Source organism: Streptomyces sp. NPDC047043 (assembly GCF_040644055.1).
Lineage (GTDB): Bacteria > Actinomycetota > Actinomycetes > Streptomycetales > Streptomycetaceae > Streptomyces.
This window is the reverse complement of the sequence record NZ_JBEYVO010000004.1, coordinates 248,708-262,212: the sequence shown is the minus strand read 5'-3', so window position 1 is coordinate 262,212 and position 13,505 is coordinate 248,708. Positions and strand designations below refer to the sequence as shown.

General features: G+C 71.0%; 13 protein-coding genes. 10 read left to right on the top strand and 3 right to left on the bottom strand.

What is annotated here, in order from left to right; genetic code table 11:
- Nucleotides 1-24: 24 nt before the first annotated feature.
- From ABZ880_RS08360 to ABZ880_RS08350, 3 genes are read left to right on the top strand one after another with little or no spacing between them, the layout of a single operon-like run.
- Entirely contained in the window at nt 25-618 is a 594-nt protein-coding gene (locus tag ABZ880_RS08360; RefSeq protein WP_361258855.1) for a hypothetical protein, read from the top strand.
- Between the two features lie 26 nt (nt 619-644).
- A complete protein-coding gene (locus ABZ880_RS08355; protein WP_361258852.1) occupies nt 645-1,511 on the top strand; it encodes an intradiol ring-cleavage dioxygenase in 867 nt (288 codons plus the stop codon).
- Nucleotides 1,508-2,590 carry a maleylacetate reductase gene (locus tag ABZ880_RS08350; protein WP_361258850.1) on the top strand — a complete coding sequence of 361 codons (1,083 nt, stop codon included), beginning with the start codon at nt 1,508-1,510 and terminating at the stop codon, nt 2,588-2,590. The genes ABZ880_RS08355 and ABZ880_RS08350 overlap by 4 nt, the downstream gene beginning before the upstream one ends.
- Before the next feature lie 72 nt (nt 2,591-2,662).
- Here the strand turns inward: ABZ880_RS08350 and ABZ880_RS08345 are convergent, their stop codons facing one another.
- From ABZ880_RS08345 to ABZ880_RS08335, 3 genes are all read right to left on the bottom strand, one after another.
- Entirely contained in the window at nt 2,663-4,138 is a 1,476-nt protein-coding gene (locus ABZ880_RS08345) for an MFS transporter (protein ID WP_361258847.1), read from the bottom strand.
- A gap of 62 nt (nt 4,139-4,200) precedes the next feature.
- Nucleotides 4,201-5,400 carry a histidine kinase gene (locus ABZ880_RS08340; protein ID WP_361258844.1) on the bottom strand — a complete coding sequence of 400 codons (1,200 nt, stop codon included), beginning with the start codon at nt 5,398-5,400 and terminating at the stop codon, nt 4,201-4,203.
- 142 nt (nt 5,401-5,542) lie between these two features.
- A complete protein-coding gene (locus ABZ880_RS08335; protein WP_361258841.1) occupies nt 5,543-6,577 on the bottom strand; it encodes a zinc-binding dehydrogenase in 1,035 nt (344 codons plus the stop codon).
- A 273-nt stretch (nt 6,578-6,850) separates the two neighbouring features.
- Between ABZ880_RS08335 and ABZ880_RS08330 the strand changes: the two genes are divergently transcribed.
- The 7 genes from ABZ880_RS08330 to ABZ880_RS08300 all read left to right on the top strand — a co-directional run bounded on the left by ABZ880_RS08330 (nt 6,851) and on the right by ABZ880_RS08300 (nt 13,247).
- The gene (locus ABZ880_RS08330; protein ID WP_361258838.1) at nt 6,851-7,348 is read left to right on the top strand and encodes a MarR family transcriptional regulator; all 498 of its coding nucleotides are present in this window, start codon (nt 6,851-6,853) and stop codon (nt 7,346-7,348) included.
- A 185-nt stretch (nt 7,349-7,533) separates the two neighbouring features.
- Nucleotides 7,534-8,184 (top strand): GntR family transcriptional regulator, encoded by a 651-nt coding sequence (locus ABZ880_RS08325; protein WP_194084327.1) that lies wholly within the window; start codon nt 7,534-7,536, stop codon nt 8,182-8,184.
- A 64-nt stretch (nt 8,185-8,248) separates the two neighbouring features.
- Nucleotides 8,249-9,001 (top strand): PIG-L deacetylase family protein, encoded by a 753-nt coding sequence (locus ABZ880_RS08320; RefSeq protein ID WP_361258834.1) that lies wholly within the window; start codon nt 8,249-8,251, stop codon nt 8,999-9,001.
- Complete coding sequence (locus ABZ880_RS08315; protein ID WP_361258831.1) at nt 8,998-9,711, top strand: 4-carboxy-4-hydroxy-2-oxoadipate aldolase/oxaloacetate decarboxylase; 714 nt, start codon at nt 8,998-9,000, stop codon at nt 9,709-9,711. The genes ABZ880_RS08320 and ABZ880_RS08315 overlap by 4 nt, the downstream gene beginning before the upstream one ends.
- Before the next feature lie 32 nt (nt 9,712-9,743).
- Nucleotides 9,744-10,820, top strand: coding sequence for a 4-oxalomesaconate tautomerase (locus tag ABZ880_RS08310; protein ID WP_361259234.1), 1,077 nt, complete (start codon nt 9,744-9,746; stop codon nt 10,818-10,820).
- Nucleotides 10,817-11,767: a VOC family protein gene (locus ABZ880_RS08305; protein ID WP_361258828.1), complete on the top strand. Its 951-nt coding sequence runs from the start codon at nt 10,817-10,819 to the stop codon at nt 11,765-11,767. The genes ABZ880_RS08310 and ABZ880_RS08305 overlap by 4 nt, the downstream gene beginning before the upstream one ends.
- 154 nt (nt 11,768-11,921) lie before the next feature.
- Nucleotides 11,922-13,247, top strand: coding sequence for an MFS transporter (locus ABZ880_RS08300; RefSeq protein ID WP_361258825.1), 1,326 nt, complete (start codon nt 11,922-11,924; stop codon nt 13,245-13,247).
- Nucleotides 13,248-13,505 lie beyond the last annotated feature (258 nt).

Sequence of the window (13,505 nt, the reverse complement as noted above, 5' to 3'; positions counted from 1 at the left end):
TGCGCTGCACTAAGGTCTCGTCGCGTGGGGACGGACATCGACGGTGCCATCGAGCGCCGATCTGCCGACGGACGTTGGGACGTAGAGGTCGACCTGCTGGACTTCCGGCCGCCGCGGGACTACGTCGCCTGGGACTGCCTCTTCGGCGTCCGGGGCACGGGAGACGTGGAGCGGGCGCTCTTCGCCGACCGCGGGCTGCCGGACGACATCTCGGATCCCGTACGGGAGACGGGCATCGGCGACTACCAGCACAGCCACACCCACGTCACCTGGGCCGAGGTCACCGCGGTCGACTGGGACGCGCCCCTGGCCTCCCGGCCCGCCTGGTACTGGGCGCACATGTCGGACCCCCAGGGCGAGCACCTCGTTCGGGTGACGCCCAACCTCCGCCGGGCCGCCACCGAGACCTTCGGCGGGACCCTGCTCCTCGCGCCGCCGGAGTGGCCCCCCGGCCGCGAGGTGCACCTGGACGGCGCGGTGTACCGGCCCGTGATGCTCACCGCGCGGATGCTCGCCCCGCCGGACGAGGGATGCTGGGCAAGGATATGGAGAGCGATGCGCGAGCTCGCGACCGGGCCCGACGACGAGAACGTACGGCTCGTCGTCTGGTTCGGCTGACCCGCGCACCGGGGAAGGGAGCCGACATGACCACCGACGCCACCCACACGACGGTCACGGACGAGGCGGTGCGCAGCCTGCACGCCACCGCCGACCCGCGCCTGCGTGAACTGCTCAGCTCCCTGATCCGCCACCTCCACTCCTTCGCCCGTGAGACCGGCCTGACCCAGCAGGAGTGGGAGCGCGCGATCGCCTTCCTCACGGCGACCGGGCAGACCTGCACGGACACCCGGCAGGAGTTCATCCTCCTGTCGGACGTGCTCGGTCTGTCGATGCTCGTCGAGACCATCAACGGCGACCGCGCCCCGGGCGCCACCGAGTCGACCGTCCTCGGCCCCTTCCACATGACTGAGTCACCGGTCCGCGAACTCGGCGCCGACATCGACCTGGTGGGCGGCGGCGAGCCGTGCGTGGTCAGCGGCCGGGTCCTGTCCCGGGACGGAACTCCCTTGCCGGGCGCACTGGTTGACGTCTGGCAGGCCGACGGCAACGGCTTCTACGACGTCCAGCAGCCGGACGTCCAGCCGCCGGGCAACGGCCGCGGACTGTTCACCGCGGACGCCGAGGGCCGCTTCCGGTTCCGCACCTGTGTGCCGAGCCCGTACCCGATCCCCACCGACGGCCCGGTCGGCGGCCTCCTGCACGCGACCGGCCGCCACCCCTACCGCCCGGCCCACATCCACTTCATCGCCACGGCCGAAGGGCATGTGCCGGTCACCACGCACATCTTCGTCGAGGGCAGCGACTACCTCGACTCCGACGCGGTGTTCGCCGTCAAACCGAGCCTGGTCCAGGACTTCTACGAGACCGACGACCCGTCCCTGGCCAAGGAGTTCGGCGTCCCGAACCCCTTCCGCCACGCCCGCTTCGACCTCGTACTGGAACGCTCGTGACGCACCACCTCGACTTCTCCTACGAGTCCCGGCCCGCCCGGGTCGTCTTCCGGCCCGGCGCCGCCACCACCGCGACCCCCGGCGAGGCCGAACGGCTGGGCCTGCGGCGGCTGTTGGTGGTGTGCGGCAGCCACGGCGCGGACACCGCGCGGGCGGTCGCCGACTCGCTGGGCCCGGCCTGCGCGGGCCTGCACGACGGCGCCCGTATGCATGTCCCCGTCGAGGTCGCCGACCGCGCCGTCGAGGCGGCCCGTGCGGCGGGCGCCGACGGCTGTGTGGCGGTGGGCGGCGGCTCCTCGATCGGCCTGGGCAAGGCGATCGCCCTGCGCACCGGCCTGCCCCTGATCGCCGTCCCCTCCACCTACTCCGGCTCGGAGATGACCCCCGTCTGGGGCCTGACCGAACACGGCGCCAAACGCACCGGCCGCGACCCGTCCGTCCTGCCCCGCAGCGTCGTCTACGACCCCGAACTCACCCTCTCCCTCCCTGTCCCGCTCTCCGTCACCAGCGGCATCAACGCGATCGCCCACGCCGTGGAGGCGCTCTACGCCCCCGACACCTCGCCCCTGATCGCGCTGATGGCCCAGGAGGGCGTACGGGCCATGGCGGACGCGCTGCCCGCGGTGGCCGAAGCCCCGGACTCCGTCGAGGCCCGCGGGCGCGCCCTGTACGGCGCCTGGCTGTGCGGCTCCTGCCTCGGCGCAACGACCATGGGCCTGCACCACAAGCTCTGCCACGTCCTGGGCGGCACCTTCGGCCTGCCGCACGCCGAGACCCACACGGTGGTCCTGCCGTACGCCCTGGCCTACAACGCCCCCGCGGTCCCGGACGCGGCCGCCGCCGTGGGCCGCGCCCTCGACGCCGACGACGCCCCGCGCGCCGTGCGGGAGCTGTCCGAACGTCTCGGCGCACCCCGCTCGCTCGCCGAACTCGGCCTGAAGGAAGCCGACTTGGCGGTGGCGGCCGCCCAGACCGCCGGCCAGGCCTACGCCAACCCGCGCGAGGTCACGGCCGACGGGGCGCTCGCCGTGCTGCGGGCGGCGTACGAGGGCGCACCACCGGCGGACGTGAACGGCTGAGCCGCCCGCACACGACCGACGGCCGCCGCACCGCGGGAGCGGAACGACGGCCGTCTGTGCGGCAGTTGGCGTTCACGCCTGCGCGGCGGCCGCCTCCACCTGCTCACTCGCGCCCTCGGCCACCGGGGCCGGCGTCTGCCGGCGCGGGATGAAGGAGGCGACGAGGAAGGCGAGCAGGGCGGCTCCGGCGCCGATGGCCATGACGACCTTGAAGCCGTTCTCCGAGGGCAGTGCGTGACCGCCGAAGTCGGTGGTCATCTGGGCCAGGATGACGCCGGCGAGGGCGCTGGCGAAGCTGGTGCCCAGCGAGCGCATCAGCGTGTTGAGGCTGTTGGCGGCACCGGTCTGCGACGGGTCGACCGCGCCCATGATCAGCGCGGGCAGGGCGCCGTAGGTGAAGCCGACGCCGGCGCCGATGATGCAGGACACCAGGACGAGGTGCCAGACCTCGCTCATCAGGACGATGTTGAGGGCGTAGCCGGTGGCCACGATCAGCGCACCGATCATCAGCGTGACCTTCGGACCCTTGGCCTGGGTGACCTTCGCCGACGCGGCGGACATGACCATCATGACCAGACCCTGCGGGGCGAGCACCAGGCCGACCGTCAGCATGGATTTGCCGAGCCCGTAGCCGGTCTGGGTGGGCAGCTGCAGCAGCTGCGGCAGCACCAGCGACATGGCGAACATCGAGAAGCCGAGGGCGACCGAGGCCAGGTTGGTGAACAGCACCTGCGGCCTGGCGGTCGTCCGCAGGTCGACCAGCGGCTGCTTCGCCTTCAGCTCCCACCAGCCCCAGGCACCGAGGATCAGCACGGCGGCGGCGCCCAGACCCAGCGTGGTGCCGGACGTCCAGCCCCAGTCGCCGCCCTTGGAGACGGCCAGCAGCAGGGAGACCAGACCGGCGGACAGACCGAGCGCACCGACCAGGTCGAAGCGGCCCCCGGTGCGCACCCTGGACTCGGGCACGATCAGCAGCACCAGCGCGAAGGCCACGACACCGAGCACGGCCGAGGTCCAGAACAGGATGTGCCAGTCCCAGCGGTCGGCGATGAACGCGGCGGCCGGCAGCCCCAGCGCACCGCCCACACCCAGCGAGGCGCTCATCACCGCGGTGGAACCCGCCAGCCGGTCGGCGGGCAGCGCGTCCCGCATGATGCTGATGCCGAGCGGCACCACGGCGGCCGCGAGGCCCTGCAGGGTACGGCCGATGATCATCGGTACGAGGGAGTCGGCGAGCGCGGCGACGACGGAGCCGGAGACCAGCAGCACGATGCTGACCAGAAGCATGCGCCGCTTGCCGATCATGTCGCCGAGACGGCCCATGACCGGGGTGGCCACCGCGGCGGCGAGCAGCGTGGCGGTGACGGCCCAGGCGGTGTTGGAGGCCGAGGCGTGCAGCAGGGTGGGCAGCTCCGGGACGATCGGGATGACCAGGGTCTGCATCAGCGATACGACGATTCCGGCCAGCGCCAGCACCGCCACCACGGCGTTCGGCTTCGGCGGGGCCGATGTCCCCGCGTCGGCGGGTCGGGCAAGGGCTTCGGACATGGCGGGGCCTCCGGCAAGGGTTCATTGCTTGACTTACGCAAGCATAGACGGAATTGATTGACTTAAGCAAGTGGAAGTTCGGGGTGCGGCTCGAGCGGCAGCTCGGTGACGACCTCGAAGCCGCCCCGGGGCCGAGGGCCGACGCGGATACGGCCGCCGACCGAACGGGCGCGCTCGTGCATGCCCACGACGCCGTAGCCGCCGCCCGGGGGAGCGGGGAGGGTCCGCGTCCCCCCACCGTCATCGGCGACCGTCACCGCCAGCCGGTCCGCGCAGTACACGAGCCGCACCTCGGCCTCGCGGGCGGCGGCGTGCTTGGTGACGTTGGTGAGGGCTTCCTGCACGATGCGGTACGCCGTGAGATCGGCGCCCGCGGAGAGCGGACCGCGCTCGCCCTCGGTGGTGACGGTGACTTCGAGCCCGGCGTTCTCGAACGAGGCGGCCAGCTCGGGGAGTTGGGCCAGCCCCGGCGGGCGCTCCAGGGGTTTGTCCGCGTCGCCGTCCTGCCGCAACAGGCCGACGGTGGACTTGAGTTCACGCAGCGCGGCGGCGGTGGTGCGGGTCAGGTCGGAAGCGATCCGCGAGGCCTCGCCGGTCCGGTCGGACAACTGCCTGGCGACAGTGCCGGCCTGGAGATTGGCGAGCACCAGATGATGGGCGACGACATCGTGCAGATCACGGGCGATACGCATGCGCTCCTCCGAGACCCGCCGCAGCGCCTCCTCCTCCCGGGTGCGCTCGGCATGCTCGGCCCACGCCTGCACGGCATCGAGGTAGGCCGCACGCAGCCGGGTCACCGTGCCGAGCGAGGTCGGCAACAGCAACCAGGCGGCGGGACCGAGCAGTTTGAGAACGAGCGGTTCGCCGGTGGGGCCGCTCAGCAGCCCCGTGCCGACAAGCACCGCGATGCCGCTGAAGGCAAAGGTGTTGGCGGTCTTCCGGTCGGTACCGACGGCCAGCGAGTACAGCGCGACCATGAGTGGCCCCAGCAGCAGCACCGTGAGGAGACAACCGAGTGCGGCCGCGACCGCGGCACAGCCGAGGGTGACGACGACCGTGGCCCGGGGCCGCCCGCGCCGCCACAGCAGTGCGACACAGGAGACCCCGGCCAGCAGCACCCCGGGCCACCAGGGGATCCCGAGATCCTGCCCGGGAAGGGTGATCAGACTGCCGGGAAAGGAACAGGCGAAGAGAGCGGCGGCGACAACCGCGTCGACGGGCCGGGGGCGTCCGCGAGGCGGACGTAGCAGATTGTCGATCATGGAAGTGGGGTTCCTGTCCGAAGCACCGCGGGGGAGGAGCGCCCCGGCGGGGGCGCGGGGAACTGCGCGACAAGCCACGACGGTGCAGCAGACGGCCAAGGCCCCATCGCGGCACCGCCCATAGCCGCACCCCGGGCGCCGCCTACTCGAAGGTGACGACGACCTTCTCGGCGGCCCCGGGCGTCATCGCCAACTCAAACGCCCGCTCGGCCTCACCGAACGGCACCCGATGGCTGATCAGCTTCGCGAACCGCTCATGGTGCTCCACCAGTTCCGGCGTCACCTCGAAGATCTCGGTCGGATACCCCTGCGAGGCGATCAGCGTCAGCTCACTGCGCAGCATCCCGCCGAGATCGATGTCCGCCCCCTTCTTCTGTACGGCGACCATGACCAGCTTGGCCCCCCACTTGGCGGCATCGACGGTGGCGTTGAAGACGGCGGCCACACCGGCGGCGTCGATGTAGATGTCGGTGCCCGCACGGAGCTGACCGAGCGCGTTGGTGGCCGGCCCGTGCAGTTCGGTCAGCCGGGCGGTGACGTCCTCGGTGGCGGAGTTGACGACCGCGTCCGCACCCACCGCCAGTGCGGTCTTCAGTCGCTCGGGGATGACGTCGGCGACGACCACGTGTTCCACCCCGCGCAGCTTCAGCCAGATCGTCGCCCCCAGGCCGATGGGCCCGGCACCGAAGACCACGACCTTGTCGGTCGCCTTCGCCTCGGACCGGTTGACGCAGTGCCGGGCGACCGCCATCGGCTCGTTCAGCGCGGCGACGTCGAAGGGCACGGTGTCGGGGAAGACGGCGACGGTCCTGCCGATCTCGGCGTCCTCCAGCAGCAGGTACTCGCTCATGGCGCCGTGCGCACCACCGCACCCGATGATCCCGGACGGGACGCCCTGCGGGTTGACCACCACCCGGTCGCCCACCCTCAGACCGGTCACCTCGGCACCCGCTTCCACGATCTCGCCGGCCGGTTCGTGGCCCAGGGGGATGGAGCGCATGGAGCCGTCGGCGCCGGCGGGCATGCCGCCCAGGTGCAGGAAGAAGGTGTCGGTGCCGCAGATGCCGCAGGCGCGGACCTTGACCAGGACGTCCCTCGGACCCGGTACGGGACGCTCGACGTCCACCAGGTCGATGTGGTCCCTGGCGCCGGTCTTGACGGACTTCATGGTGGCCATGGAGAGGCTCGCTTTCGGAGTGGAGAGGAGCGTGGGAAGAGAGGCGTCACCGGGTCCGGGGCCGGGCGGGGGAGTGTCCCGGCCCGCCGGACCCGGTGACCGCGCCGCCCCCGTCCCCACGGAGCCGGCGCACAGGGGCCGCCTCCGCTCGACGCGGCCCCGGTCTGCGAACTGACTGGCTTGCTTGACTTAGGCAAGCACAGTTGGATTACTTAAGTCAAGCAATTATCTGCATATTGCTTAAGTCAGGCAAGTAGAATTACTCTCGAGTACATGCCCGTGCAACGACCCGCCTCAGTGTCCGTCCCGGCGAACGTGAGTGACATCGAGCAGGCGCTCACCCGTGTCACATACCTGGCCGGCCGGGCCCGGCAGCACGAGCGCCTGATGGCGCTGACCGGGCTGCCGCTGGACCGGGCCGCGGTCGCCATCCTGCGGCACATCGCGGAGAGCGAGCCACTGCGGCCCGGCGTGCTCGCGGTCCGACTGTCGGTGGAGGCCTCCCATGTCACTCGCCAGTTGCGGCAGTTGGAGCGGGGTGGCTATGTGATCCGGATCGCCGACCCGGACGACCGCCGGGCCCAGCGCGTCCAGCTCACCGACCTCGGCCTTGCGGCGGTCCACCGCGTCCGTGAGGCGAGCCGCCGTGGCCTGGCAGTGGCGCTGGCCGACTGGTCGGGGGAGGACCTTGAGCAACTCGCGGCGCTCTTCCACCGGTTGGTGGACGACTTCGTGGCCCATGCCGAGGACCCGCTGCCGACGGTCCATTGACCGGCGGTCCGCCGGTGACGAGGGGCCCGACACTGCCGTAGCGCGGTGCCGGGCCCCTCGTCGTCCTCCGGTCATTGGTGCCGGTCACGCCTGTCAGTCGTGCCTGCAATACGGCAGACAAAATTGTTGACAATCTTGTTTGGCTAGATTTAGGTTCGACAGGCACTCACTCAGGGAGGGCAACGATGCCGAAAGAAGCCCGTCCGAGCACCGGAGAGCAGGCCAAACAGCATGCGCTCGCGCAGCTGCGGCAGGCGATCCTGCACGGCGAGATGGCACCGGCGCAGCGGCTGGTGGAGAACGAGCTCGCCGAGCAGTTCGGTGTGACACGGGCCAGCATCCGGGCGGCACTGATCGATCTGGAGGCCCAGGGCCTCGTCGAGCGGATCCGCAACCGCGGCTCGCGGGTGCGGGTGGTGACCGTCGAGGAAGCGGTCGCCATCACCGAGTGCCGCATGGTCCTCGAAGGGCTGTGCGCGGCGAAGGCCGCCGTCGCCGCAAGCGACGAGCAGCTCGCCGAGCTGACGGAGCTGGGCACGGCGATGACCAAGGCCGTGGCCGACGGTGAGCCGGTGACGTACTCCGAGCTCAACCAGGAACTGCACGCCAAGGTGCGCGAGTTCTCCGGCCAGCAGACGGCAGTGGACCTGCTGGAGCGGCTCAATGCCCAACTGGTGCGCCACCGCTTCCAGTTGGCGCTCAGGCCGGGGCGTCCGCAGCACTCCCTGAACGAGCACCTGGCGATGATCGAGGCGATCAGGGCCAGGGATCCGCAGGCGGCCGAGGCGGCCGTCCGCGCCCACCTCACCAGCGTGATCGAGGCGCTGCGCGACTGACAGCCGCGCGGCCGAGAGCCGCTGACAGGGCGGGCGTCAACCTGTCACCAAGGAGATTGCAGCAATGACCCAGGCCAATGCGCCCGCCACCGATCCACGTTCCACACTCGTCGTCACCGCGCATGCCGGGGACTTCGTGTGGCGGGCGGGTGGTGCCATCGCCCTGGCCGCCTCCCGCGGGGAGAAGGTCACCATCGCCTGTCTGACCTTCGGCGAGCGCGGCGAGTCCGCCAAGGCGTGGCGCGAGGGCAAACAACTGGAGGAGATCAAGGCGATACGCCGGGACGAGGCCGAGCGTGCCGCCGCGACCCTCGGCGCCGAGGTCCGCTTCTTCGACGCCGGCGACTACCCCCTCGTGCCCACCGCCGAGTTGACCGACCGGCTGGTGGCCGTCTACCGCGAGACCCAGCCCGACGTCGTGCTCACCCACCCGGTCGAGGACCCGTACAACGGCGACCATCCGGCCGCCAACCGTATGGCGCTGGAGGCCCGCGTCCTCGCGCAGGCCATCGGCTACCCGGGGGAGGGCGAGATCATCGGCGCCCCGCCGGTCTTCTACTTCGAGCCGCACCAGCCCGAGATGAGCGGCTTCAAGCCCGAGGTCCTGCTCGACATCACCGAGGTGTGGGACACCAAGCGCAAGGCGATGGAGTGCCTCGGCGCCCAGCAGCACCTGTGGGACTACTACACCGACCTCGCCGTACGCCGAGGCGTCCAGCTCAAGCGCAACGCCGGCCCCAACCTGGGCCTGGCCCACAAGACCATGGCCGAGGCGTACATGCGTCCCTACCCGCAGATCGCGAAGGAGCTGGCATGAGCGGCGTGATCGTCACCAACCCGCCGAAGGCCGACCCGAAGGACGTCGAGGCGCTGGCCGGTTTCGGCGTGGCGACGGTGAGCGAGGCGATGGGGCGAACGGGCCTGCTGGGTCCGGACATCCGGCCCGTCCAGCAGGGCGTACGGGTCGCGGGCACGGCCGTCACCGTGCTCAGCTGGCCCGGCGACAACCTCATGATCCATGCGGCCGTCGAGCAGTGCGGCGAGGGCGACATCCTGGTCGTCACCACCACCTCGCCGTGCACGGACGGTCTGTTCGGCGAGCTGTTCGCGACCGCCCTGCAGCAGCGCGGCGTGCGCGGTGTCGTCCTCAGCACCGGCATCCGCGACACCCAGGAGCTGCGGGACATGGGCTTCGCCGCCTGGTCCCGGGCGGTCTCCTCGCAGGGCACGGTCAAGGCCACCGGCGGCTCGGTCAATGTGCCGATCGCGATCGACGGCCAGATGATCCGCCCCGGCGACGTGATCCTCGCCGACGACGACGGTGTCGTGGTCGTACCGCGCGAGCGCGCCCGCGAGACGGTCGAGAGGTCCGAAGCCCGCGAGGCCAAGGAGGCCGCCACCCGTGCCGCCTTCCTCGACGGCCAACTCGGCCTGGACCGCTACGGGTTGAGGGACACCCTCGAGCGGCTCGGCGTCGAGTACAAGACGTACGAGGAGTACGCGGGGGATGCGGGGGAGCGGTCGTGACCCGCGGGCCCGAGGAGGTGCGCTGTCTGCTGATGCGGGGCGGCACCTCGAAGGGCGCCTACTTCCTCGCCGACGACCTCCCCGCCGAACCGGCCCTGCGCGACGCGCTGTTGCTGCGCATCATGGGCAGCCCCGACGACCGGCAGATCGACGGCCTGGGCGGCGCGCACCCGCTCACCAGCAAGGTGGCCGTGGTCTCGCCCTCCGCCGACCCGGACGCCGACGTCGACTACCTCTTCCTCCAAGTCGTCGTCGACCGGCCTGAGGTGAGTGACCGTCAGAACTGCGGGAACATCCTCGCGGGCATCGGCCCGTTCGCCGTCGAGCGCGGACTGGTCCCGGCGGGGGAGGAGTCGACCTCCGTCCGCATCCGCATGGTCAACACCGGCGACCACGCGACGGCGACCTTCCCGACCCCGGGCGGCCGCGTCGACTACACGGGAGGCGCCGAGATCTCGGGCGTGCCGGGGACGGCCGCGCCCGTGGTCATCGAATTCCCGGCCGGGGCAGGGAAGTTGCTGCCCACCGGCAACATCCGCGACGAGATCGACGGCGTACCCGTGACCTGCGTGGACAACGGCATGCCCACGGTCCTCCTCGCCGCCTCGTCGCTCGAGGTCACCGGCTACGAACCACCCAAGGATCTGGAGGAGAACCTCGCACTGGCCGACCGGCTCCGCGAGATCCGGCTCGAAGCAGGCCGCCTGATGGGCCTCGGCGACGTCTCCGACACCACCGTGCCCAAGCTCACCCTGCTCGCCCCGCCCCGGGACGGCGGTGCGGTCAGCACCCGCACCTTCATCCCCGTCCGCTGCCACACCTCGATCGGTGTGCTCGGCGCCGCCGGCGTGGCCGCCGGCCTGCGGATCGAAGGCAGCGTGGGCGCGGAGCTTTCGGAGATCGATCCCGACAGTGACCGAATTCGCATAGAACATCCCACGGGATTCCTGGACATCGAAAGCAGCCTCGGAGCCACCCCCGACGGCCTGCCCGCCGCCCACCGCACCGCCGTGGTCCGCACCGCCCGCAAGATCTTCGACGGCACCGTCTTCCCGAGGTCCGCCGAGACGGCACCGATCCCCGCACAACCCCAAGGAGGTCAACGATGACTCCGCCGCTCGGCGACATCGCCCACATCGGCCATGCCCAGCTGTTCACGCCGGACCTCGACGCCAGCGTCGCGTTCTTCACGGACTACCTGGGCCTCACGGTCAACGGGCAGCACGGCGACACGGTCTATCTGCGGACCTTCGACGACTACGAGCACCACAGCCTGGTCCTCACCGCCCGCGAGCGGCCCGGCCTCGGCCGGCTCGCCCTGCGCACCTCCGGCGAGGACGCCCTCCACCGCCGTATCAAGGCGATCGAGGAGGCGGGTGGCAGCGGCAAGTGGGTCGAGGACGAACCCGGCCTCGGCAAGCTGTACTTGACGACCGACCCGGACGGCCACGAGCACGCCCTGTACTGGGAGAGCGAGCACTACCGGGCCCCCGAGGAACTGCGCCCGGCGCTGAAGAACCAGCCACAGGCCAAGCCCAACAGGGGAGTCGGGGTCCGCCGCCTGGACCACATCAACTTCCTCGCCGCCGACGTGCTCGCCAACGCCGAGTTCCAGGAACAGCTGCTGGGGGCCCGGCCGACGGAGCAGATCCGGCTCGACTCCGGGCGGATCGCGGCGCGTTGGCTGACGTACACGAACAAGTCGTACGACGTCGTCTACACCGAGGACTGGACCGGTTCGGCCGGCCGGCTGCACCACATCGCCTTCGCGACCGACACCCGCGAGGACATCCTGCGCGCGGCCGATCTCGCCATCGACACCGGTGTGTTCATCGAGACGGGCCCGCACAAGCACGCCATCCAGCAGACGTTCTTCCTGTACGTCTACGAGCCGGGCGGCAACCGTATCGAGCTGTGCAACCCGCTCACCCGCCTCGTCCTCGCGCCCGACTGGCCGCTGATCACCTGGACCGAGGAGGAGCGCAAGAAGGGGCAGGCCTGGGGCCTGAAGACCATCGAGTCGTTCCACACGCACGGGACACCGCCGGTCTCCTGACAGGTCCCTCACCGCTCCCTCCGCCGCTCCCTCGCCCCGGCGCGGCGCAACGGACCGCCTTTGATTGTCGATGAGATTGTTGACAAAAACGTTGACGAATCTCGCTCCCGGTCCTTAGCGTCGGGGCACCCTGTTCCACGAGAGGAAAACAAAGATGTCCTCCTCCCCCTCCCCGTCCGCTCGCATCAGCAGACTGGCCCTCCTGGTCGTCGGTCTGTGCTGGCTGGCCGTGCTCTTCGACGGCCTCGACATGTTCATCTACGGCTCCGTGCTGCCGCACCTGCTGGAGACGAAGACCTTCGGCCTCACCGCCGACCAGGCCGGCGACCTCGGCTCCTACGCCACCTTCGGCATGCTGGTCGGCGCGCTGACCGCGGGCACGGTCGCGGACCGGATCGGCCGCAAGAAGCTGATGGTCGTCTGCGTGACCGTCTTCTCGCTGGCCTCCGGCATCTGCGCGATATCGGGCAGCGTCGCGGTCTTCGGCCTCGGCCGGACCCTGGCGGGCGTCGGCCTCGGCGGTCTGCTGCCGACCGCGATCAGCATGGTCTCCGACTACGCCCCGCGCGGCCGCGGCGCCATCGTCATCGGCATGCTGATGACCGCGCACCACGCGGGCGGCATCCTCTCCGCCTACGTGGCCAAGTGGCTGGTGGACCCGGTCGGCTGGCGCGCGGCCTTCTGGGTCTGCGTGGCCCCGCTGGCGTTCGCACCGGTGCTGGCCAGGTTCCTGCCCGAGTCACTGAGCTTCCTGGTCGCCAAGGGGCGGGCCGAGGAGGCACAGGCGCTGGCCACCCGCTACGACGTCGAGCTGCCCGCCGCGGCCGGCCGGAAGACGGCGGCCGACCGCTGGGACGCCCTGGTCAACCTGTTCCGCGGCGGCGAGTGGATCCAGACCCTGCTGTACTGGTTCGCCTCCTTCGGCGGACTGCTCCTGGTCTACGGCGTCGCCACCTGGCTGCCCACCCTGATGCGCACCGAGGGCTACGAGCTCACCAACGCCCTGACCTTCGTCGTCGTCTTCAACCTGGGCGGCATCGTGGGCATGCTGGTCGCGGGACGGGCCGCCGACACGTTCGGTGCCCCGCGCATCTCGGCGATCTGGTTCGCGCTGACGGCCGCCGGTGTCTACCTGCTGAGCGTCCACATGTCGATGGGCGTGACCACGCTGGTCGTCTTCCTCACCGGCGTCTTCCTCAACAGCGCCCAGACGATGATCTACGCGACGGTCTCGATCCGCTCCACGCCGGACAACCGCGCCACCGCCGTCGGCTGGACCTCCGGCATGGGCCGCTTCGGCGCCGTCTTCGGCCCGTGGCTCGGCGGCCAGCTGCTCGCCGCGGGCAACGGAGAGTGGGGCTTCACCGCCTTCGCCCTGGCCGGCCTGTCGTCCATGGTCTTCATCGGCATCGCGGCCCTGCGCAGCGCGAAGCCGGGCGCACGCACCGGCGCCGAGCAGGAGCTGGCCGCCGCGCACTGACCAGTCGCGGACCCGGTCACAGGGGACAAGGACGGACGCCGGCCACCGCAGCGGATGCGGGGGCCGGCGTCCGGCGTCAGGGCCGGTTTCTCGATGCTGTGCCTGTATGTGGCGGCGGCACTGGGGTTGGGCGGTCGGCTTCTTGTACGCCGGGATGCGTAAGAGCTCCGCTGTGAGTGCCGCGATGGGCCGTTGGTCGTCTGCGGCGCCATCGTGGCTGGTCGCGCAGTTTCCCGTGCCCCTTTGGGGCGCGGCCTC

Excerpts from the sequence above, each read along its gene's own strand:
- ABZ880_RS08315 (WP_361258831.1), top strand. The coding sequence starts at position 8,998 with ATGAGCGGCGTGATCGTCACCAACCCGCCGAAGGCCGACCCGAAGGAC.
- ABZ880_RS08320 (WP_361258834.1), top strand. The coding sequence starts at position 8,249 with ATGACCCAGGCCAATGCGCCCGCCACCGATCCACGTTCCACACTCGTC.
- ABZ880_RS08330 (WP_361258838.1), top strand. The coding sequence starts at position 6,851 with ATGCCCGTGCAACGACCCGCCTCAGTGTCCGTCCCGGCGAACGTGAGT.
- ABZ880_RS08305 (WP_361258828.1), top strand. The coding sequence starts at position 10,817 with ATGACTCCGCCGCTCGGCGACATCGCCCACATCGGCCATGCCCAGCTG.
- ABZ880_RS08335 (WP_361258841.1), bottom strand. The coding sequence starts at position 6,577 with ATGGCCACCATGAAGTCCGTCAAGACCGGCGCCAGGGACCACATCGAC.
- ABZ880_RS08355 (WP_361258852.1), top strand. The coding sequence starts at position 645 with ATGACCACCGACGCCACCCACACGACGGTCACGGACGAGGCGGTGCGC.
- ABZ880_RS08300 (WP_361258825.1), top strand. The coding sequence starts at position 11,922 with ATGTCCTCCTCCCCCTCCCCGTCCGCTCGCATCAGCAGACTGGCCCTC.
- ABZ880_RS08325 (WP_194084327.1), top strand. The coding sequence starts at position 7,534 with ATGCCGAAAGAAGCCCGTCCGAGCACCGGAGAGCAGGCCAAACAGCAT.
- ABZ880_RS08340 (WP_361258844.1), bottom strand. The coding sequence starts at position 5,400 with ATGATCGACAATCTGCTACGTCCGCCTCGCGGACGCCCCCGGCCCGTC.
- ABZ880_RS08345 (WP_361258847.1), bottom strand. The coding sequence starts at position 4,138 with ATGTCCGAAGCCCTTGCCCGACCCGCCGACGCGGGGACATCGGCCCCG.
- ABZ880_RS08310 (WP_361259234.1), top strand. The coding sequence starts at position 9,744 with ATGCGGGGCGGCACCTCGAAGGGCGCCTACTTCCTCGCCGACGACCTC.